This window comes from Polynucleobacter hallstattensis (assembly GCF_018881835.1).
GTDB lineage: Bacteria > Pseudomonadota > Gammaproteobacteria > Burkholderiales > Burkholderiaceae > Polynucleobacter > Polynucleobacter hallstattensis.
Genome location: NZ_JACVPO010000001.1, coordinates 1,124,891 through 1,146,338, shown reverse-complemented (window position 1 = coordinate 1,146,338; position 21,448 = coordinate 1,124,891). Strand labels below are relative to the sequence as shown.

Sequence of the window (21,448 nt, the reverse complement as noted above, 5' to 3'; positions counted from 1 at the left end):
TTGTAGAAGCTTGGCGATCACCTAATAGCTGACGGATAATAGAGATCATGCTTGTAAATATTATCCGGACTCGCCTGCAGAGCGTGCTTCAAAAACGTCCTCCAGGTTTTGGTGGTCGTTGGCGTAAGCGTGCCCTCATTCTTGTCGGTGTCACTATGGCTTTTTTCGTATTAGGCCATCTTGGGGTGCGTTTTATTCTTTGGCCACAAATTGAGAAATCAAAGCCAACTATAGAGCGCTTAATGAGTGCTCGCTTGGGCACCAACGTCACAATGGATGATGTACAGGTATCCTGGACTGGAATTCGACCTCACTTTGCGATTCAAGGTTTGCGATTCAATAATGCAAGCACTTCCACCCCGCCCTTACTCATTGAAAATATTAGCGGGCAACTTAGCTGGCTTTCTTTCTATTATTTAGCACCCTATTTTCACGAGATCACCATTGATCAGGCGCAGCTATACGCACAACGAGATGCAAAAGGCATAGTTTCGATTGCCGGAATTCCGATTCAAGGCAATGCTGATAATTTTTCAACTGGAAACTGGTTGCTCGCTCAAAATAATATCCAAGTTAACAATGCCAAAATTTATTGGGAAGACCAACAAAGTCGAAGGCTAAAAACCGCCATTGATATTCAAAGCTTCCGCTTAATAAACGGTATTCGTAGTCATGAAGGTCAGATCCTTACCCAAACCCCTTGGAGTCCAAGCCCAATCAAACTTCAAGCTGACTTTGTCCATCACCTTGGTGGCCAAGCGGGTAACTGGCGCGACTGGATCGGAACTGTTTCATGGGATTTTGCTGACCTCAAGCTCAGTCAAATTTCCAAAGACCTGAGTCTTCCAATTTATGACCTAGGCGGCAAAATCAACTCTCAGGGCAGCCTGAAGCTTGATGGGGGCAAGGCTAATGGCGGGCAAATGTCCTTAATAGCTGATCAGCTCATAGTGCAACTAAACAAGGATGAGGATCCCCTTGAGTTTGGCAGGCTAGAGACAGAGCTCATCCAAGATACAGATGGCGGCTTAAATTCTCTCACAACAAAAACCTTGGCATGGCGCAATATCGACAGCCCACAAACTGCGCCGCTTGAAAAATTAAGCCCTATTACTTTCCGTTGGCGTGCGCCAAAAGATGGTGGCGAGATTAAAGAGTTTGGCTTCTCATCACCAAAAATACAATTAGAAGATATTGCACTTTTTGCCCTAAATCTTCCTCTGCCAAAAAAGATTCATCAATGGATCAAGATTTCTGAAGCGGATGGTGAATTACAGAATGTAGATATGAATTGGTCCGAGAGCCAATCCGCCCTATCGGCTTTACCCATTCCAGGAAATTGGTTTTCCTCAAGCAAACTCGACTTCACTATTAGTGCAAAGCTGAATGATATTAGCTTCACTGGAGTGAATAAATCGATACCCTCAGTTACAAATTTGTCTGGTAACTTAGTGGTTAATCAGAAACAAGGTGATTTCGCACTAGATTCGAGCAACCTTGAGTTAGAGATGAATGACTTTTTATCCGCCTCTGAAATTCAATTGGACCGCGCAAAGGGTGAGATTAGTTGGTCCAAACAGAAAGGTGGTTGGCTAATTAATGCTAAGAAATTGCAGCTCAGTAACTCTGAAATCACCACCAATATTGATCTCAGCTATTTGATTGGCGGCCCTAAGCAACCCGATCAAATAACACTCGATATGGAGTTTGTTAAGGCTAAGTTAGCAACAGCATATCGCTATTTACCAGTTGGAATGGATAAGGATAGCCGCCTATACCTGAGCAAAGCCTTTGAGTCTGGGGAGATTCAAAATGGCTCTTTGCATATTAAAGGCGACCCCAATCAAGCGCCTTACCCAGCTGGCACTGTGGGAGAGCTCAGCTTAAACCTACCTTTCTCCAAAGCAAGCTTCAAGCCAGTACCTCTGCTTCCAAAAAGCCAAGGGGTTTGGTCAGCACTTAACAATGTCAGCGGCAGTATCAAAATGAAACAAGCAGCATTGAAGGTTGACGTTGATACAGCAAACTACAAAAAGGTGGCTATCACTAAGGTCCAATCACAAATTCCAGATCTCAGCGCTAAAAATCTGGCCTTACTCATTAATGGCTCCATTGAGGGAGATGGCTCTGAAATCCTCGAATACCTATTTGCATCACCCGTAGGCATTGCACAAGCGAACTTAGCCAAGAATCTCTCCCTCAAGGGCCCCGTAAATGTCGGTCTTGACTTAAAAATTCCGCTATCTGGAAGTAACGATGTCAACTTCGATGCAAAAATTAATCTTCCCGGAAATCAAATGCAATGGGGGCAGGTTCCTCCCTTGGAAAATCTAAAGGGTAAGGTGCGCATTACCGAAGTTAATCCTGAGTTTGATAATGTCACCGCAAACTTTTTAGGTGGTGTCCTCAAGATTGCTAGCGCACCCTCTTCAGCAGGCAACACTAGCTTTAGCATCGGAGGTGATATCAATGCTAGCTTCATCAAAGATTACATTTCAGGAAATTTAAGATCTCGAGCTCACCCTGCACTCCTCACCGCGATGAGTGGAACGGCCAAATACGAAGGTCTGATCAACTTTAACAAAGCGGGCAGTCAAACCAAGCTCAATTTTGATTTACGTAATTGGGCAAGCTCCGCCCCCTCACCCGCTAAGAAACTAGCAGGAACTCCTATGTTGGGAGAGCTCAGTCTAAAAATTTACCCAGTCAGCAAGAGTAATTTAGTGCGTGCAGATTGGTCTGGAAAATTAGGGGGGCAATACTTTCTTCAGGGAAATCTCAATTCGGTAAATGAAGTAAAAAATGCAATCGGAGTTGGGTCGCCGGCATCATTGCCACAGCAAGGTACTTCTCTCTACTTAGCAAGCAATGAACTTGATCTTGATCAGTGGGTAGAGTTTTTGGGGGCAGGAAAATCAAAGGGGAGAGCGAATGAAGTCAATCCGTCAAATACTCTCCAGGAGGATGTACAAATCTCTGCTCAAGTGAAGAAATTAATAGCCCTAGATCGCGAGTGGGCTGATGTCAGTATGCAGTCTCAGAAAAAAAATATTGCTTGGCAACTGCGTTTAAATTCACCCCAGATCGCTGGACAATTGCAATGGCAACCCGACAGTAGTGATCACCCTAGTGGATTTGTTTCTGGAAGACTTGCACGCTTAAAAGTTCCAGATCAACGCACATCTCCAGCCTTACTACCCAAAGAAGATGCCCTACAAAAAGCTACTCCCCTCAAGACTCCAGTCGACCCAAATGCTATCCCCAGCCTAGATTTAACGATCGATGATTTGAGTTGGACAAAGGCGCAACTAGGTGCTGTAAAGATCAAATCCAAAACTAGTCGTGATCTCATGAAGCTTGAGTCAATGCAAATTAATAATCCTCAAGGCAACTCCACCATCAAAGGTCAGTGGCAGGCTCGCACCCCAAATAATCCTGAACTAAGCTCATTTACCGCGGATGTGAATATTAAAGATGCGGGGCAGATTATTGCTCACTGGAGTAACTCTAAATCGGTAGAGGGTGGCGAAGGAAAGCTTAATGCCTCACTCTCATGGTCTGGGTCACCTTTTTCTCCAGCCTATGATTCTCTTGCTGGCAACGTGAGCCTAGACCTCGCCAAAGGTCGCTTACTAGAAGTCAATTCTGATGGAGCTAAGTTATTGGATGTTCTGAGTCTGCAAAGTCTCTTTAGATTTGCAACCTTTGACCTAAAAGGTAGTCTCGGAAACTTAGCAACTAAAGGTACACCCTTCAATTCTATCGCTAGTAATTTTGAGATTGCACAAGGGGTTGCACAAACCAAACAATTCACCATGATTCTAGATCAAGCTCGGGTTGCCATGACGGGGCAAATTAATGTCGCCAAAGAAACTCAAGATCTCCGCATCACCATCTTTCCTACAATTGACGCCACTGCAGGCTCACTAGCGGCATTTGCAATCAACCCCATTATTGGCCTAGGAGCAGTGTTGGGGCAGTACCTCATCACCAATCAAATTAACCGAACCATGCAGACAGATTATTTAGTTCAGGGATCATGGGACAATCCGGAAGTGATCCCCCTAGATCAAAAGGGTCAACCACTCGATTCTAAAACCTTAGAGACAATTCGCACTAAGAATCTTTTGAAAGAGCAAACAAAACCAAGCTCGCCCAATTCTGCTCCAGCAAGCCCGCCTGCAAACCAAAACACCTCCAACTAAATGCCAGGTTAAATAGATGAACGCACCTAGTAATGCTTCTGAACTCAACATAGCATCAATACAAATGGTGTCGACTCCCAGCCTTCATGAAAATCTCGAGACTGCAGCTCGCTTAATTAAAGCGGCTAAAGATTGCGGAGCGCAGATTGCCGTATTGCCGGAATATTTTTGCTTAATGGGATTGAGGGATACCGATAAGGTAAATGCGCGCGAATCGGCAGGGTCTGGTCCAATTCAAGAACGTCTCGCCGCGATTGCACAAGAAAATAATATCTATTTAGTTGCAGGGACTATTCCTCTGGAGGCTAAAGAATCTAATAAGGTTCTCAATACCTCCCTAGTGTTTGATCCTCGAGGCGTACAAATCGCTCGTTACGACAAAATTCATTTATTTGGATTTCAAACTCCAACGGAGCGTTATGAGGAATCTGAAACCATTTCAGCGGGTAGTCAACCGGGTCAATTTGTAATCCAGCTTAATGAAGTTGAATGGCGTTTTGGCTTAAGTATTTGTTATGACTTACGTTTTCCAGAGCTATATCGCGCCCTTGGCCAAGTGGATTGCCACATTATTCCGGCTGCGTTTACCTACACCACTGGAAAAGATCATTGGGAAATTCTTCTGCGCGCTCGTGCAATTGAAAACCAATGTTATGTCCTAGCTTCAGCACAAGGTGGTGTTCACTTGAATCAACGGCGTACTTGGGGTGAGAGCATGCTAATCGATCCATGGGGAGAGATATTGAGTAATCTTCCTGAGGGGGAGGGTTTTATTCAGGGCACACTCAGCAAAGATAAATTAAAAGAGGTACGCTCTAAGCTACCCGCACTAAAACACCGCAAGCTTTAATACAGAAAGTTCAGCAAAATCAAGATGAGAGCACCAGAAGCATTATTTCCAAGTGATTGGACAAAGCCCAAGAAACAGGCCGATCTTCTCAAGCTGGCTAAATCCATTCTGCTTGAGCCAACCGGCCTCTCTGAGCAAGATTTGCATCACACCTTTGGCAATATGTTTACGCATCAGCTCGATGATGCTGACTTGTATTTTCAACACACCCGCAGTGAGAGCTGGAGTCTAGAAGAAGGTATTGTGAAATCTGGTAGTTTTAGCATTGATCAGGGTGTTGGTGTGCGCGCGATCTATGGAGATAAGACTGCCTTTGCATACTCTGATGAAATTAATTTAGAGGCTCTGAATAAAGCAGCTAAATCTACTCGAGTAATTGGGCCCCAAGGTGGGACGCGTGCCGTTGCAAGCAAAATCTTTACGCCCGTTTCCAACGGACTCTACTCAGACTTAAATCCTTTAGATTCACTAGCGCCCCAAGAAAAGATCACCCTACTTGAAGGCATTGAGCGTCGTGCAAAAGCGCGCGACCCACGGATCATTCAGGTGATGGCTAGCTTGGCAGGTGAGTTTGATGTGGTGCTCGTAGTTCGAGCTGATGGCTTATTAGCAGCTGACGTACGTCCACTGGTGCGGGTATCAGTGCATGTGATTGCCGAACAAAATGGTCGTCGCGAATCCGGATCTTCGGGCGGTGGCGCTCGTCATGATTACCACTACTTCAATACAGAGCTCATTAATCAATATGTTGATGAGGCTGTTGATGGCGCACTAATTAATCTAGATTCTCGCCCTGCCCCAGCGGGCCCAATGACAGTAGTGATGGGACCAGGATGGCCTGGAGTTTTACTACACGAAGCAGTAGGTCATGGCCTTGAGGGCGACTTTAATCGCAAGGGCTCATCAGCTTTTGCTGGCAGTATTGGACAACGCGTTGCTGCTAAAGGTGTCACCGTAGTCGATGACGGAACACTTTCTGGTCGTCGTGGCTCACTCAATATCGATGATGAAGGTACTCCCACCCAATGCACTACCTTAATTGAAGATGGTATTTTGAAGGGTTACATTCAGGACAGCCTGAATGCCAGACTCATGAATATGCCCCTGACAGGTAATGGACGGCGCGAGAGTTTTGCCTCCCTACCGATGCCCCGCATGACCAATACCTATATGCTGGCTGGCAAGGATGACCCTCAAGAAATCGTAGCCAGCATTAAACGCGGCCTTTATGCCGTCAACTTTGGGGGCGGTCAAGTCGACATTACTAGCGGTAAATTCGTATTTTCAGCCTCAGAAGCCTATTGGGTAGAAAACGGCAAAATTCAATATCCCGTCAAAGGCGCCACCATCATTGGAAGCGGCCCAGAGTCCTTAAAACAGGTCTCCATGATCGGAAATGACCTGAAATTAGACGGCGGTATCGGGGTTTGCGGCAAGGAGGGTCAAAGCGTCCCCGTGGGCGTTGGGCAGCCAACTTTACGTATCGACAGCCTGACTGTCGGAGGAACGGCTTAATACGGCTTAAAATAGCCGAATGAGCCAACAAAATACGAATCCCGCAAACTGGTACGCTGCCGTTGATAAAACGTCAGATACGGATGATCAACGCATTCACAATATTACTGTTCTGCCACCACCAGAACATTTGATTCGCTTTTTCCCGATCGCTGGAACACCTACAGAAGCGCTGATCAGCAAAACACGTAAAAAGATTCGTGACATCATTCATGGAAAAGATGATCGACTGCTTGTGATCATCGGGCCCTGCTCAATTCATGATCCCCGTGCGGCATTAGAGTACTGCCAACGACTGCTCGCAGAGCGTGATCGCTTCTCGGGTGAACTCGAAATTGTGATGCGAGTCTATTTTGAAAAGCCACGCACCACCGTTGGTTGGAAGGGTTTAATTAATGACCCATACTTAGATGAGAGCTATCGCATTGAAGAAGGCTTACGCATGGCTCGCCAAGTATTGATGGAAATTAATCGCCTAGGCATGCCTGCAGGTAGCGAATTTTTAGATGTGATTTCTCCGCAATACATTGCAGATCTGATTTCTTGGGGCGCTATTGGCGCACGCACTACCGAGAGTCAAGTGCATCGCGAACTGGCTTCTGGCCTCTCAGCGCCAATCGGATTTAAGAATGGCACTGATGGCAACATCAAGATTGCTACCGATGCTATTCAGGCAGCTAGCCGTCCACACCATTTCTTATCCGTTCATAAAAACGGTCAAGTATCGATTGTGGAAACTAAAGGCAATAAAGACTGTCACGTTATTTTACGTGGTGGTAAAGAGCCTAACTATGAAGCGCAATATGTGCAAGCAGCCTGCTCTGAGCTTGAAGCTGCCAAGCTTCCAGCCAGCTTGATGGTTGACTTATCGCACGCAAACTCTAGCAAAAAACATGAGCGTCAAATTGTGGTGGCGGAAAATATTGCTGAACAAATTGAATCTGGCTCAAAGCAAATTTTTGGCGTCATGATTGAAAGTCATCTCAATGATGGCGCACAAAAATTCTCACCTGGAAAAGATGATCCAAATAAATTGGAATATGGCAAGAGTATTACCGACGCTTGTATTAACTGGGAAGACTCAGTCAACGTATTGCAACGCTTAGCTTTAGCTGTAAAGAACCGCAGAAAAGCAAAGAAATAATCAGGTAAGGAAATAAAGTAAAGCTACTTTATTAATCCTAAAAGAGACTAATTTATTTAGTCTCTTTTTTTTCGTGCTTCCATAGAACGTCTTGACCACCTGCCGCACGATTGAGTACCCGCGCTAATACAAACAATAGGTCTGATAAGCGATTGACGTATTGACGCGGAGCATCGTATAAAGGCTCCTCCCAACCCAAACGCACAATCGATCTCTCTGCCCGTCTACAGACTGTGCGACAGACATGAGCTTGAGAAGCTGCGCGAGTACCGCCTGGAAGAATAAATTCAGTCAGAGGAGGCAAAGTCGCATTGTATTTTTCAAGCCAAATATCCAACTGGGCTACCTGCTCTGGCTTGAGTAGGGTGTAATTGGGAATACAGAGTTCCCCACCTAAGTCGAATAAATCATGCTGTACTTGCAAAAATAGACTTTTGAACTCCTCTGCAAGACTCTCGGGAATCGATTCAGTCATCAAAACCCCGATTTCAGAGTTCAATTCATCTACATCACCCATGGCGCAGATGCGCAAATGATCCTTTTCGACCCGGCTACCATCGCCAAGTCCGGTCATGCCCTCATCACCAGTTCTGGTGGCTATTTTTGAAAGTCGATTTCCCATAAAACTAATTATAGGTAAATGGCTAAAATGATTCCTATGAATATGGTGACCCCACCCCCCGAACTCGCGGCTATTACCGCCCTGCAATCCAAATTGGTATCGGCCCTACGCCCTATCCTCCCCGAGCGTGCCTTGTTGTGGGAGCCTGAGGACACGATTCCTTATGAATGCGATGGCCTAGCAGCCTATCGACGTATGCCTTTGGCAGTAGCCCTTCCGGAGACTGAGGAGCAGGTTGTTCAGATTCTGAAGACTTGCTTTGCGATGCAGGTACCCATTGTCCCCCGTGGATCTGGCACTGGACTATCTGGTGGCGCTATGCCCATATCGCAGGGCCTAGTACTCTCACTAGCTAAACTCAAAAAGATCATCAATATTGATCAGTTCACCAGAACTGCAGTTGTGCAACCGGGCGTACGTAATTTAGCGATCTCCGAAGCGGTGGCCCATCTCGGACTGTATTACGCCCCAGACCCATCCTCGCAAATCGCTTGCTCTATTGGCGGGAATGTCAATGAAAACTCAGGTGGTGTTCACTGTCTCAAATACGGCCTGACGCTTCACAACGTTCTAAAAGTGCGCGGCATCTTGATGAACGGTGAGATCGTAGAGTTCGGCAGTCTTGCACCAGACTCCCCGGGACTCGATTTAATGGCAATCGTAATGGGTAGCGAGGGAATGCTTGCTGTAGTGACTGAAGTCACAGTAAAGCTGGTTGCTAAACCTAAGTTAGCGCGCGTCATCATGGCGAGCTTTGACGATATTGAAAAGGGTGCCGATGCAGTAGCGGCCATTATTGCTGCCGGGATTATTCCAGCCGGCCTGGAGATGATGGACAAAGCCACCACTCGCGCAGTAGAAGAATTTGTTCATGCAGGATATGACCTTGAAGCCGAAACTATTTTGCTTTGCGAATCCGATGGCACACCTGAAGAGGTTGCAGAAGAAATTGAGCGCATGACAAAAGTTCTAGAGCAAGCTGGGGCTAGCGGTATTCAGATTTCTCAAAATGAAACGGAGCGCCTGAAGTTTTGGAGCGGTCGTAAAAATGCTTTTCCAGCAGCAGGCCGCTTAGCAGCCGACTACTACTGCATGGACGGCACTATCCCACGCAGAAATATCGGCACCCTACTCAGACGCATACAAGGCATGGAAAAGAAATATGGCCTTGCCTGCTTAAATGTATTTCATGCGGGTGATGGCAATATGCATCCCCTCATTTTGTTTAACGGTGCCGATCAGGATGAGTGGCATCGCGCCGAAGAATTTGGTACTGAAATTTTAGAGGCCTGTGTTGAGCTTGATGGCACGATCACTGGTGAACACGGTGTTGGTATTGAAAAGATTAACTCTATGTGCGTTCAATTCGGTGAAGGTGAACGCGAATCCTTTTGGGGGGTTAAATCCGCATTTGATCCAGAGCGACTATTGAATCCCGATAAAGCTATTCCCACTTTGAATCGTTGTGCTGAATATGGCCGTATGCGTATTAGTGGTGGCAACTTACCGCATCCTGAGTTGGAGCGCTTTTAATGTCCACGACTAGCAATGCAAATATTGACTTATTTCAAGAGCAAATTCTGGCGGCAGTTAAAAATAAAACCCCTTTATCGATTGAAGGTGGCGGCACAAAGTCTTGGTATGGTAATGCCAATTCTTATGCCAAGTTAGATACCCGCACTTACTCTGGGATTCTGGAATACCAGCCTGAAGAGTTGGTGATTACTGCGTGTGCTGGTACACCGCTAAAAGAAATTGAAGCTGCTTTAGTCAATAAGAATCAAATGTTGGCATTTGAGCCACCCCACTTTGGTGAGAGCGCAACTTTTGGTGGAGCGATTGCTGCAGGCTTGGCGGGTCCAGGACGCATTAGCGCGGGGAACTTACGTGATTTTGTTCTAGGCGTACGTATCCTCGATGGTAAAGGCCAAGACTTATCTTTTGGTGGCAAGGTGATGAAGAACGTTGCGGGATATGATGTCTCACGCTTACTACCCGGATCAATGGGAACCTTGTCACTGTTGCTAGAGGCATCTGTAAAAGTATTGCCGCGACCAGCTGCCACAACATCTCTGCGTTGCAATATTACCCAAGCACGCGCACTACAACTCGTCAATGAATGGGCAGGGCAGCCTTTACCGCTCTCGGCAAGTTGCTGGATCGGTAGCTCAACAGGTGGTGATGGTGAACTCACTATTCGCTTAGCCGGAGCTGCTGCTGCAGTCAAGGCGGCAATTCCGATCATGGGCGCAGCTGTCAATGCAAGTGAATTAGACCCTCAAGTTGCTACGGAATTTTGGGTCGCCTTGCGCGAACAGCAATTAGTTGTTTTTTTAAATCTCAATAGTGATGAGACTTTGTATCGTCTCGCGCTACCGGCCGCCTGCGGACCACTCACTCTTGAGAATATTAGCGGTGATATTGCTTTGGAATGGCATGGGCAGCAACGTTGGCTAAAGGCGCCTGGCGATGATGCCACTTATGCATCCATCAAGGCATTAGCTACCGCTCATGGCGGGCATGCAAGTCGTTTTAAGCAAGGTAGCAATATTGATCCTGGCAAGCAACGCTTTACCCTTTTGAGTGAGCAAGTGCACTCAAGTGCTTTAGAGGCAGTACAAGCACGCCTCAGAACCGCCTTTGATCCAGCAGGCGTATTTGCTACTTCACGTCTTCCTTAAGCGCCTCTTTTAGCACCCTATGCAAACTCAACTCGCTCCCCAATTCGCCAATACTCCTGAGGGTATTGAAGCCGCCAGAATTCTTGGAAAGTGTGTGCACTGCGGTTTCTGCACGGCCACATGCCCTACTTATCAACTGCTTGGTGATGAGCTTGATGGTCCTCGAGGTCGCATCTACCTCATCAAGCAAATGGCAGAAGGCCAAGCCCCCACTGAAAAAACACGCCTGCATTTAGATCGCTGTCTCACTTGCCGTAATTGCGAGAGCACTTGTCCAAGCGGTGTGCAATATGGCAACTTAGTCGATATTGGTCGCAAGTGGGCAGAAGAAAATACTCCCGAGCGTCCTCTTGGTCAGCGCCTCACCCGCTGGGCTCTGAAAGAGAGTTTAACCAGCCCTAAGTTATTTAATTCTGCGATGGCCATTGGCCGCTTAGTTCGACCACTCATGCCAGCTGGTATACAGCGCAAGATTCCGGAAGCTAAAAATAAAGCGCTCAATATAAATACGGATCCCTATGCAAGGCCACAGACTAGCCACTCACGCAGGATGCTATTGCTCGAGGGTTGTGTTCAGCCTGGCATGCTGCCAAACATCAATTCAGCAACAGCACGTGTTTTAGATGCGCTCAAGATTCAGTTAATTTCTGCACCTAAGGCCACTTGCTGTGGTGCATTGCGTTACCACTTAAATGATCAAGCTGGTGGCCTAGAAAATGCCAAACAAAATATCGATGCCTGGTGGCCGCAGGTTGAGCAAGGCGTTGAAGCTATTGTGATGACCGCTTCTGGTTGTGGTGTGATGGTCAAAGACTATGGTCATCTATTTTCGAGTGACCCGCAATATGCCGCTAAAGCCAAGACCATCTCCGATCTCACTAAAGATATTTCAGAAATCTTGCCAGCGCTTCAGGAAGAGCTCGTTGCTCTGGTGGGCACTGATCCAAAACCTGGTGTGGTGTATCACCCCCCCTGCACACTGCAACATGGCCAACAAATTCGCGGCAAGGTAGAGGGTCTGTTAGCTGGTATTGGCATTGGAGTGCGCCTATGCGCCGATAGCCATCTCTGCTGCGGCTCTGCGGGAACCTACTCAGTAACCCAGCCAGAACTCTCAGAACAGTTGCGCCATAACAAACTGACTCACCTCAATGCTGCCTGCGAAGAGTTTGGCGCACAAGTGATTGTTTCCGGAAATATTGGCTGCATCACCCACCTTCAACAAGAGGACACTCCAGTACTCCATTGGATCGAGATTGTTGATCAACTTATTAATCAACAAACCCAAATCCAATCATGAGTCAAGTCACCACCAAGCTCATGATGCTGAGGCAGAGGCTTGAGCTGGCAGCTTTGGCAGCTAAACGTGAGCCAGAGGATATTCAGCTTCTCGCTGTCAGTAAAACCTTTCCCGCTATAGCGGTTGAGGAGGCCATGCATGCCGGGCAAACTGCTTTTGGTGAAAATTATGTCCAAGAAGGTGTTGAAAAAATTCAGCAGCTATCTAAATTGCGCCCTTGGCTTGAGTGGCACTTTATTGGCCCATTACAAAGCAACAAGACACGCGATGTTGCAGAACACTTTGACTGGGTACACAGTATTGATCGCATCAAAATTGCAGAACGCCTTTCCACTCAACGTGGAGAATTTTCTAACCTAGGCCCATTGCAAGTTTGCGTTCAAATTAATGTTAGCGAAGAGGACAGTAAAAGCGGTATTTCTCTCGAAGAGGTTGATGCTCTTTGCGATGCGATTTCCAAATTACCTAATTTAGCTCTTCGTGGACTCATGGCAATCCCTGCACCTAGCGATGATGTTAGCCAACAACGTCAATCTTTTGCAGCTGTTCGGGAGTGTTTTGTCGGAATTAAGGCAAAACACAGTAATGATGTTGGGTTCGATTTCTTTGATACGCTCTCCATGGGAATGTCTGATGATCTAGAGGCTGCAATCACTGAAGGTAGCACCATAGTACGTATAGGTAGCGCCATTTTTGGGAAGCGCGATAAGATCAACATATGAGCACACAACAAATAAACCAAAACGCCCACATCACCTTCATTGGCGGCGGCAATATGGGTCGCGCTTTAATTAGCGGCTTACTAAGTAATGGTTTTGAGGCCAATCAACTTTCTGTAGTCGAGGCCAATGCTAGTACTGGCTTGCAATTGCATCAAGATTTTGGTGTGCAGATCATTGGTGCTTTGGATCAAATTGCTTTTGACTTCTCTAAAAACAATGTCGTAGTGATGGCGATTAAGCCTCAGGACTTTAATGTAGTAGCTAAGTCTTTAAGTGCAAAACTCAAGCATGCGACAGCGCCAGGCCCACTCATTCTGAGCATTGCTGCCGGCATTCGTCTCAAAGACATGAGTCGCTGGCTTGATCATGAGCGTTGTGTGCGTGCGATGCCTAATACCCCAGCATTAATTGGTAAAGGCATTACTGGACTGTTCGCCGATGCTGCCGTCAATACTGCCGACCGTGCCCTAGCGGAAACTATTTGCAATGCAGTAGGTCAAGCAGTCTGGGTGCATGAAGAAAAACTCATGGACGCTGTTACTGCTGTTTCTGGCAGCGGCCCTGCCTATGTTTTTGCTTTCTTAGAAGCCATGCAATCGAGTGGGGAGAAGCTTGGACTGGACTCGGCTACCGCTCGCAAACTTGCTTACGCCACTTTAGAGGGCGCTACACAATTAGCCCATAACTCAGATGAGCATGCCGGCGTATTGCGTGAAAGAGTCACCTCCAAGGGTGGCACTACTGCTGCTGCACTAGATATGCTCAAGCAACTCGATTGGCATGGTGCACTTGAAAAAGCAATTGAAGCAGCTAGTCAGCGTGGTAAAGCCATGGGTGATGAATTAGGTAAGACCTAATAGGATTCCCAGAAATAGGAATCCGCCCAACCAGTTGTTGTGGCGAAATGCCTTGAAACAATCTTCTCGCTTGCGACTAGCAACCAACTTCAGATGATATACAGCGCAAGCGACAGCAAAGCACCAACCCACCCAAAAGTAATTATTCAGATTTGCTAATTGAGCGACCCAAATCTGACTCAGAAATAGCAGGGCATAACTCAATGCAATTGCTAAAACATCAAATCGACCAAAGGTAATGGCCGAGGTGCGCAAACCCAAACGTAAATCATCATCACGATCCACCATGGCATAGGCCGTATCATAAGCAATCGCCCAGAAAATATTTCCAACAAACAAAATCCAAGCTTCCATTGGAATGAAACCCAATACAGCGGCATAGGCCATCGGAATTCCAAAGCCAAAGGCAATGCCAAGGACTGCTTGCGGAATAGCAAAAAAGCGTTTGGTGAAAGGATAAATAATCGCAACTGCCAAGGCAAAGAAAGAGAGCTCTTGAGTTAAAGCATTCAGGGGTTGAATTAGTAAGTAAGCTATCAATGCCAAAGTAGCTGCCACAGCTAACGCTTCTTTCCCAGAAATTTTTCCGCTCGTAATGGGGCGATCTTTAGTTCTCAATACATGACGATCAAAATCTTGATCCGCATAGTCATTCATAGCGCACCCGGCACTGCGCATTAAAAATGTTCCCAAGATAAAAATAATGAGTAGATGCCATTCAGGAAAACCGCCACTTGCCAACCAAAGTGCCCACAAAGTTGGCCACAATAGAAGTAGCGTTCCGATTGGTTTATCCAGACGGATCAGGTAAGCGTAAGCAACAATACGATCGCGCATCAGATAATTAGTCTTTCTTTAATAGCAATCATAGTCATGATGCAATTATCAAGCTTTTAGAAACTCAGTGCGAGAGCCAAGCCAACGCTCAAGATGTCTTTCAACTAAGTCGGCATGCTCAGCTAACAGACGCTCTGCTGCTTTTTGAGCTAACTCAATCAGCCATGCATCACGTTGAAGGTCGACAAATCGCAACATCGCATCCCCAGACTGCTTGGCTCCCAATAATTCACCTGGGCCACGAAGAGATAAGTCGCGCTCTGCTATTACGAATCCGTCTGACGTTTCTCGTAAAGTTTGCAGACGCTCTTTAGCAGCCATGGATAATGGCTCCGCATACATCAAGATACAGACTGAATCTGCCGAACCGCGCCCAACACGCCCTCGTAACTGATGAATCTGCGCATAGCCGAATCGTTCTGCATGCTCAATCACCATGAGTGCTGCATTGGGCACATCCACACCAACTTCAATTACCGTTGTAGCCACTAAGAGCTGGATTTCATTGGCTTTGAAAGCTGCCATCACTGCAGCCTTCTCCTCACTCTTTAAGCGCCCATGGACTAGACCAACCTTAAAGTTCGGAAGTGCCTGTGTGAGCTGCTCAAAACTTTCAACTGCGGTTTGCAATTGCAAGACTTCAGATTCTTCAATCAGAGGACAAACCCAATAGGCTTGCAGACCCTTTACCAGCCAATCATGTAAACCGCCAATCACCTCATCTCTGCGTGTTGCTTTCACCACCTTAGTGGCAATAGGTTTTCGACCGGGAGGTAATTCATCAATGACAGAAACATCCAAGTCGGCATAATAGGTCATTGCCAGAGTCCGTGGAATCGGAGTAGCTGACATCATCAACTGGTGGCAATAGAATAGCTCCGAGCCAACGCGTTGCTGAATCTCTAAACGCTGTCTTACGCCAAATCGATGTTGCTCATCAATAACCGCTAAACCTAACTTCGTAAAACTCACCTTATCCTGAATGAGTGCATGCGTACCAATAATGAGTTGCGCCTCGCCGCTCTCAATCATTTCTTGTGCGAGTCGTTTTTCCTTAGCCTTCAAGCTGCCAGAGAGCCATGCAATCTTCACCCCTAAAGACCCAAACCACTCCTGCATTTTGAGATAGTGTTGCTCTGCCAGAATCTCTGTCGGCGCCATGATGGCGGCTTGATAGCCATGATCCATGGCACGCGCAGCAGCCAATGCTGCAATCACTGTTTTGCCACTACCCACATCACCTTGTAATAAGCGATTCATTGGAAAGGTATTGGATAGATCACATCCAATCTCCGACCAGACACGAGCTTGGGCACTCGTTAACTCAAAGGGCAATATTTTGATTAAGCCTTCTTCGATACTGACATTTTTTTTGTTTGCCTTACTTACTTGCTGACCCTTCACGAAACTAGGGGCACGTCTTTCTCTCCGGATAGCATGCGCCCGCTTTAAGGAAATCTGCTGGGCCAATAATTCTTCAAACTGAACACGCCGCCAAGCGGGATGAGTTCGTTCTAAAAGTGATTGGGTATTGGCATCAGCAGGTGGCTGGTGCAAATAGGTAATTGCATCTTGCAGCGGTGGCCAATCATTTTTTGGCAGAATTTCTCCCATGAGTGTGGATGGTAAAAACTCTGCCAAACTTTCTTTGAGGCTAGCATCCTGCAGAGCCTTAAGTACCGCCTTACGAATCATGGTTTGCGAGATACCAGCGCTTGCTGGATAGACAGGAGTCAAGCTCGCTGGCAATGGTGCTTCTGGAATAACTGCACGAACAGTAGGGTGAACTATCTCCGCACCTTGATAGCCCTCTCGGATTTCGCCCCGCACCCGGATATGACTGCCGACTGCCATTTGTTTTTGCTGACTAGGATAGAAATTCAGGAAGCGAAGTTGCAGCGAAGCAGTATTGTCCTCAATCGTGACTAGTAGCTGTCTTCTGGGGCGAAACGTCACCTGATTGCGAATCACGATACCCTGAGTCTGAATCGAATGGAATCTTCCAAGGCCTAAGGCCTCCTCGATGGTGAAGAGCTCAGTCTCATCTTCGTAACGGGACGGCAGGTGCAAAGCAAGTGCCATAGGGCTGTTTAAACCCATCTTTTCGAGTACAGTTGGCGGTCGCTTAGTCGTCATCGTTAAAATCCAATACCTGATGGTAATGCTATGCAACTTTCCGACTTCAATTACGACCTTCCGCCCGAACTGATTGCCCAGCACCCGCTGGCAAATAGAACGGATAGCCGCCTCTTGGAGCTCAATATAGAGGAGGGTAATGCCGCCCAATTGATTGATAGGCAGTTCCCAGACATCCTAAAACTAATGAAACCCGGGGATTTACTGGTCTTTAATGACACCAAAGTGATTCCTGCTCGCCTACATGGCAAAAAGGAGACGGGCGGCAATGTCGAGCTCCTGATTGAACGCATCAGCGGAGATAAACAAGCTTGGGTACAAATCAGGGCGTCCAAGGTTCCTAAGACCGGCAGCATTGTTCATGTACACAATCAGGCGGGCGAAACATTCCCCGTCGAAATGATTGGCTATGACGGCCGATTCTATGAAGTGCTCTTCCCCGAGAATGTATTTGATTTGCTGGAGCGTTTCGGTGAATTACCTCTACCCCCCTACATCGAGCATCAACCAGATCAAGAGGATGCTAATCGCTATCAAACTGTTATCGCCAAGAATCCTGGTGCGGTAGCAGCTCCTACGGCAGGCTTGCACTTTGATGAAGCTATTCTTAAGCAACTGAGTGAGCTCGGCGTTAAACAGGCCACGGTCACTCTGCATGTAGGCGCAGGCACCTTTACACCGGTTCGCGAAGAAGATCTCAGTAAACACAAGATGCATTACGAGTGGTTTTCAATTCCTGTAGAAACGCTTGCAGCAATTACGGCCACCCAGCAGTCGGGCGGTAGAGTCATTGCAGTGGGGACGACGAGCCTGCGTGCCCTAGAGAGTCAGGCTAAAACCCAGCAGCTTAGTGGAGAAACGAATTTATTTGTTACACCTGGTTATACATTCAAAACTGTAGATTGCTTACTGACTAACTTTCATCTGCCAAAATCGACTCTACTGATGTTGGTGAGCGCCTTTGCTGGTGTAGCCAATATCCGCAATGCCTATCAACATGCTATTCAGAATCAATATCGCTTTTTTAGCTACGGCGATGCGATGTTCTTAAGCCGTCTTAACTAAACCAGCCCATGACAAAACCTGTTCACTTTAATATCCTTGCGCGTGACTCTGCTAGCCCTGCACGCCTTGGTCAGCTTGACCTTCCTCACGGCAGCGTTCAAACACCAATCTTTATGCCGGTGGGCACTTATGGCACCGTAAAGGCGATGACCCCACGGGATCTGCATGAGGCTAAAGCCCAAATTATCTTAGGCAATACCTTTCATTTGTGGCTGCGGCCTGGTTTAGATGTTGTGAAGAAGCATGGTGGCTTACACCGCTTCATGGGCTGGGATAAGCCGATTCTGACTGATTCTGGGGGTTTTCAGGTCTTTAGCTTAGGAGCGCTGAGAAAAATTTCTGAGGAAGGCGTGACCTTTGCCTCTCCGATCAATGGCGATAAATTATTTATGTCGCCAGAAGTGTCCATGGAAATTCAAGCGGTGCTCAATAGTGATATTGCGATGCAGTTTGATGAATGCACCCCTTATGAAATCAAGGGGCAGGCAACCTCAGAAAAAACTGCACGTGCCTCATTGGAGATGTCACTTCGTTGGGGTGATCGCTCCTTGAAACGCTTTCGCGAGCTCGAGACTGGTAACGGCCTTTTTGGCATCGTCCAAGGCGGCATGTTTGAAAATCTCCGTGAATTCTCCCTGGATGCCGTAAGTCAGCAGGGTTTCGATGGGATTGCGATTGGCGGCCTCTCCGTTGGGGAGCCAAAGCCTGAGTTTGAACGCATTCTCAATTTCACAGCCCCTAAGTTGCCAGAGCATATGCCACATTACCTTATGGGGGTTGGAACACCTGAAGACTTAATGCTAGGCGTTAGTCTGGGCATTGATATGTTTGACTGCGTCATGCCGACTCGTAATGCCCGTAATGGCTGGCTCTTTACCCGCTTTGGCGATCTCAAACTGCGTAACTCAGGGTACAAGGATGATGATCGCCCTGTCGACCCTAGCTGCGCTTGCTATACCTGTAAAAACTTCACCAGATCCTACTTAAACCACCTCCAAAAAGCGAATGAGATCCTAGGGTCGCAGCTCAACACCATACACAACCTCTCGTATTACCTACAGCTGATGGAAGAGGTCCGAGAATCTCTGGCGAAAGACCGTTTTAGCACTTATCGCGAGGAATTTCATCGTAATCGCCAGCGCGGCGTAGAGCCCGGACAGGATTAATAGCCTTGGGAGCGTAAATAAGCCCTCAAAGCCCCATACAGTTTAGAATTGCGGGTTTACGGCTTCGCTTTAACAGCCTAAAACTGAAGCAGTTCCTTAAGCAGTTTTCAACTGGTAATTAATGGAGGTTTTGTATGTGGATTAGTAACGCTTTTGCCCAGGCTCCAGCCGCGGGTGCAGATTCTGGTGGCTTGATGAGCTTTCTTCCCTTGCTGTTGATGTTTGCAGTCTTGTACTTCATCATGATTCGCCCACAAATGAAGCGTCAAAAAGAAACTAAAGCAATGCTGGAGTCTCTTTCTGTTGGCGACGAGGTAGTCACTGTTGGCGGCATCATCGGCAAAGTAACTGCATTAAAAGACCAAGTAGTGACTGTTGAAATTGCTACTGGTACTGAAGTGCAAATGCAAAAAGGTGCCATCACAACAGTATTGCCAAAAGGCTCACTGAAGTCTGCTTAATACGCTTGTTTAAAAGTATCTCAATATGAATCGCTACCCTCTCTGGAAATACATAGTCATCCTCTTTGCTTTATTGATTGGAGGACTATATTCATTGCCCAATTTCTTCGGAGAGGCTCCAGCGGTTCAAGTCTCGTCCGCCAAGCCAACCATCAAGGTTGATTTGGCGACACAGTCTCGAGTCGAAAAGATTCTGACTGATGACAACATTAGCAATACCGGCATCTTCTTCGAATCTATAGGCAATGTAGGCTCAATCAAAATTCGTTTTAACAATACTGACATCCAACTTCGTGCACGCGACTTGCTGCAACAGAAATTGAACATCGATCAAAACGAACCTAATTTCACAGTCGCATTAAACCTGCTCTCCAATACACCAAGCTGGTTAAGCGCACTCAATGCCTTACCGATGCCCCTTGGCCTTGACTTACGTGGCGGCGTGTACTTCTTGCTACAAGTGGACATGAAAGGCGCAGTTCAAAAGAGGGTTACTTCTTTGGCAACAGATATTCGTAGTCAGCTGCGTGATAAATCGATTCGCCAGCAAGGTATTGAGCGTGGCCAAGACTCCATCACTTTAACTTTCGGTAGCACTGAAGATGCCGAAAAAGCTCGCTCTGTCTTGATGACTAGCCAGCCTGATCTGACCTGGCAAGTTAAGCCTACCGGCCTGTCTCCAAAACTGGTTGGCGAATTTAAACCGACTGCCTTAAAAGAAATTCAAGACAACGCAGTAAAACAAAATATCGTCACACTCAATAAGCGCGTTAATGAGTTAGCCGTTAAAGAACCAGTGATTCAACAGCAAGGTGCAGAGCGAATTGTTGTGCAGCTTCCTGGTGTGCAAGATACTGCGCGCGCTAAGGACATCATTGGTCGCACCGCAACACTGGAGTCTAGGTTAGCGGATCCAATCGTTTCAACTATTGCCATTGGTGAGACTCCACCTCCAGGTATGGATGTATTCCGTTTTGGCGAGAACCGTCAGGGCGTATTCAAAAAATCGGTCATCTTTAGTGGTGATCGTATTACTGATGCCAGCGCTGGCTTTGATCAAAACCAACGCCCTGCAGTCAATATCTCTTTAGATGCTGCTGGTGGTCGCGTCATGCAAGAAGTGACCCGTGAAAACATCGGCAAACCGATGGGCATGATCTTGTTTGAAAAAGGTAAAGGTGAGGTTCTCACGATTGCCACGATTCAAGGTGAGTTTGGCTCTAAGTTTCAAATTACTGGCCAACCAACCACCGAGAGCGCAAATGACTTAGCACTCTTGTTACGCGCAGGCTCATTAGCAGCGCCAATGGAAATCATTGAAGAGCGCACGATTGGACCAAGTCTGGGTGCAGAGAATATTGAGAAGGGTTTCAAATCTCTGATCATTGGCTTTGGAGCAATCTCTATTTTCATGATTGCTTACTACCTCTTATTTGGTACTTTCTCAGTAATTGCATTGGCAGTGAACTTGCTACTCTTAATTTCTGTATTGTCGATGCTACAAGCCACATTAACACTGCCAGGTATCGCTGCGATGGCATTGGCGCTAGGGATGGCGATTGACTCCAACGTCTTGATTAATGAGCGTATTCGTGAGGAGCTTCGTAACGGCGCCGCTCCGCAAACAGCTATTGCCGTTGGTTTTGATAAAGCCTGGGCAACAATTTTGGATTCAAACGTCACCACCTTAATTGCCGGTCTTGCACTGCTGGCATTTGGCTCTGGCCCGATTAAAGGCTTCGCAGTAGTGCATTGCCTTGGTATTTTGACGTCTATGTTTTCAGCAGTCTTTTTCTCACGTGGCCTGGTTAACCTTTGGTACGGCAGAGGTAAAAAAGTTCAGAAACTCGCTATCGGCCAAGTTTGGCGCTCTCAGGAGAAATAAGT

The 21,448-nt window shown here is 46.9% G+C and carries 16 protein-coding genes; 13 read left to right on the top strand and 3 right to left on the bottom strand.

Annotation, left to right across the window (positions count from 1 at the left end):
- Window positions 1-47 precede the first annotated feature (47 nt).
- From ICN26_RS06025 to ICN26_RS06010, 4 genes are read left to right on the top strand one after another with little or no spacing between them, the layout of a single operon-like run.
- Complete coding sequence (locus ICN26_RS06025) at window positions 48-4,205, top strand: YhdP family protein (protein ID WP_216860371.1); 4,158 nt, start codon at window positions 48-50, stop codon at window positions 4,203-4,205.
- Between the two features lie 16 nt (window positions 4,206-4,221).
- Window positions 4,222-5,055 (top strand): carbon-nitrogen hydrolase family protein, encoded by an 834-nt coding sequence (locus tag ICN26_RS06020; protein WP_216267536.1) that lies wholly within the window; start codon window positions 4,222-4,224, stop codon window positions 5,053-5,055.
- A gap of 24 nt (window positions 5,056-5,079) precedes the next feature.
- The gene (gene tldD, locus ICN26_RS06015; protein ID WP_255534391.1) at window positions 5,080-6,570 is read left to right on the top strand and encodes a metalloprotease TldD; all 1,491 of its coding nucleotides are present in this window, start codon (window positions 5,080-5,082) and stop codon (window positions 6,568-6,570) included.
- Between the two features lie 19 nt (window positions 6,571-6,589).
- A complete protein-coding gene (locus tag ICN26_RS06010) occupies window positions 6,590-7,714 on the top strand; it encodes a 3-deoxy-7-phosphoheptulonate synthase (protein ID WP_216267535.1) in 1,125 nt (374 codons plus the stop codon).
- 52 nt (window positions 7,715-7,766) lie between these two features.
- Here ICN26_RS06010 and ICN26_RS06005 read toward each other — a convergent pair whose 3' ends face one another.
- Window positions 7,767-8,336 carry a cob(I)yrinic acid a,c-diamide adenosyltransferase gene (locus tag ICN26_RS06005; protein WP_216267534.1) on the bottom strand — a complete coding sequence of 190 codons (570 nt, stop codon included), beginning with the start codon at window positions 8,334-8,336 and terminating at the stop codon, window positions 7,767-7,769.
- Window positions 8,337-8,363: 27 nt separating this feature from the next.
- Here ICN26_RS06005 and ICN26_RS06000 point away from each other — a divergent pair, with 27 nt between their 5' ends.
- From ICN26_RS06000 to proC, 5 genes are read left to right on the top strand one after another with little or no spacing between them, the layout of a single operon-like run.
- Window positions 8,364-9,869 (top strand): FAD-linked oxidase C-terminal domain-containing protein, encoded by a 1,506-nt coding sequence (locus ICN26_RS06000; protein ID WP_216267676.1) that lies wholly within the window; start codon window positions 8,364-8,366, stop codon window positions 9,867-9,869.
- Window positions 9,869-11,017 carry a glycolate oxidase subunit GlcE gene (gene glcE / locus ICN26_RS05995; RefSeq protein ID WP_216267533.1) on the top strand — a complete coding sequence of 383 codons (1,149 nt, stop codon included), beginning with the start codon at window positions 9,869-9,871 and terminating at the stop codon, window positions 11,015-11,017. The genes ICN26_RS06000 and glcE overlap by 1 nt, the downstream gene beginning before the upstream one ends.
- Window positions 11,018-11,036: 19 nt before the next feature.
- Entirely contained in the window at window positions 11,037-12,317 is a 1,281-nt protein-coding gene (gene glcF / locus ICN26_RS05990) for a glycolate oxidase subunit GlcF (RefSeq protein WP_216267532.1), read from the top strand.
- The gene (locus ICN26_RS05985; RefSeq protein ID WP_216267531.1) at window positions 12,314-13,039 is read left to right on the top strand and encodes a YggS family pyridoxal phosphate-dependent enzyme; all 726 of its coding nucleotides are present in this window, start codon (window positions 12,314-12,316) and stop codon (window positions 13,037-13,039) included. The genes glcF and ICN26_RS05985 overlap by 4 nt, the downstream gene beginning before the upstream one ends.
- Window positions 13,036-13,896, top strand: a complete 861-nt coding sequence (gene proC, locus ICN26_RS05980; RefSeq protein WP_216267530.1) for a pyrroline-5-carboxylate reductase — start codon at window positions 13,036-13,038, stop codon at window positions 13,894-13,896. The genes ICN26_RS05985 and proC overlap by 4 nt, the downstream gene beginning before the upstream one ends.
- On the opposite strand, the gene ubiA is transcribed toward proC, so the two are convergent.
- Together ubiA and recG are read right to left on the bottom strand one after the other, a co-directional pair.
- Window positions 13,882-14,733, bottom strand: a complete 852-nt coding sequence (gene ubiA / locus ICN26_RS05975; RefSeq protein WP_216267529.1) for a 4-hydroxybenzoate octaprenyltransferase — start codon at window positions 14,731-14,733, stop codon at window positions 13,882-13,884. The genes proC and ubiA overlap by 15 nt on opposite strands.
- Before the next feature lie 48 nt (window positions 14,734-14,781).
- Window positions 14,782-16,869, bottom strand: a complete 2,088-nt coding sequence (recG, locus tag ICN26_RS05970) for an ATP-dependent DNA helicase RecG (protein WP_216267528.1) — start codon at window positions 16,867-16,869, stop codon at window positions 14,782-14,784.
- Between the two features lie 30 nt (window positions 16,870-16,899).
- Between recG and queA the strand changes: the two genes are divergently transcribed.
- The 4 genes from queA (at window position 16,900) to secD (ending at window position 21,446) form a co-directional block, all read left to right on the top strand.
- On the top strand, window positions 16,900-17,934 hold the full coding sequence (gene queA / locus ICN26_RS05965; RefSeq protein ID WP_216267527.1) for a tRNA preQ1(34) S-adenosylmethionine ribosyltransferase-isomerase QueA: 1,035 nt from the start codon (window positions 16,900-16,902) through the stop codon (window positions 17,932-17,934).
- An 8-nt stretch (window positions 17,935-17,942) separates the two neighbouring features.
- A complete protein-coding gene (gene tgt, locus ICN26_RS05960; RefSeq protein WP_216267526.1) occupies window positions 17,943-19,100 on the top strand; it encodes a tRNA guanosine(34) transglycosylase Tgt in 1,158 nt (385 codons plus the stop codon).
- Between the two features lie 134 nt (window positions 19,101-19,234).
- Entirely contained in the window at window positions 19,235-19,561 is a 327-nt protein-coding gene (gene yajC / locus ICN26_RS05955) for a preprotein translocase subunit YajC (RefSeq protein ID WP_215354857.1), read from the top strand.
- Window positions 19,562-19,586: 25 nt separating this feature from the next.
- On the top strand, window positions 19,587-21,446 hold the full coding sequence (gene secD / locus ICN26_RS05950; protein ID WP_216267525.1) for a protein translocase subunit SecD: 1,860 nt from the start codon (window positions 19,587-19,589) through the stop codon (window positions 21,444-21,446).
- Window positions 21,447-21,448 lie beyond the last annotated feature (2 nt).

Coding starts and splice junctions, on each gene's coding strand:
- ICN26_RS06000 (WP_216267676.1), top strand. CDS start 8,364: ATGATTCCTATGAATATGGTGACCCCACCCCCCGAACTCGCGGCTATT.
- glcE (WP_216267533.1), top strand. CDS start 9,869: ATGTCCACGACTAGCAATGCAAATATTGACTTATTTCAAGAGCAAATT.
- secD (WP_216267525.1), top strand. CDS start 19,587: ATGAATCGCTACCCTCTCTGGAAATACATAGTCATCCTCTTTGCTTTA.
- ICN26_RS05985 (WP_216267531.1), top strand. CDS start 12,314: ATGAGTCAAGTCACCACCAAGCTCATGATGCTGAGGCAGAGGCTTGAG.
- proC (WP_216267530.1), top strand. CDS start 13,036: ATGAGCACACAACAAATAAACCAAAACGCCCACATCACCTTCATTGGC.
- yajC (WP_215354857.1), top strand. CDS start 19,235: ATGTGGATTAGTAACGCTTTTGCCCAGGCTCCAGCCGCGGGTGCAGAT.
- tldD (WP_255534391.1), top strand. CDS start 5,080: ATGAGAGCACCAGAAGCATTATTTCCAAGTGATTGGACAAAGCCCAAG.
- ICN26_RS06010 (WP_216267535.1), top strand. CDS start 6,590: ATGAGCCAACAAAATACGAATCCCGCAAACTGGTACGCTGCCGTTGAT.
- ICN26_RS06005 (WP_216267534.1), bottom strand. CDS start 8,336: ATGGGAAATCGACTTTCAAAAATAGCCACCAGAACTGGTGATGAGGGC.
- recG (WP_216267528.1), bottom strand. CDS start 16,869: ATGACGACTAAGCGACCGCCAACTGTACTCGAAAAGATGGGTTTAAAC.
- ICN26_RS06020 (WP_216267536.1), top strand. CDS start 4,222: ATGAACGCACCTAGTAATGCTTCTGAACTCAACATAGCATCAATACAA.
- ICN26_RS06025 (WP_216860371.1), top strand. CDS start 48: ATGCTTGTAAATATTATCCGGACTCGCCTGCAGAGCGTGCTTCAAAAA.
- glcF (WP_216267532.1), top strand. CDS start 11,037: ATGCAAACTCAACTCGCTCCCCAATTCGCCAATACTCCTGAGGGTATT.
- queA (WP_216267527.1), top strand. CDS start 16,900: ATGCAACTTTCCGACTTCAATTACGACCTTCCGCCCGAACTGATTGCC.
- ubiA (WP_216267529.1), bottom strand. CDS start 14,733: ATGCGCGATCGTATTGTTGCTTACGCTTACCTGATCCGTCTGGATAAA.
- tgt (WP_216267526.1), top strand. CDS start 17,943: ATGACAAAACCTGTTCACTTTAATATCCTTGCGCGTGACTCTGCTAGC.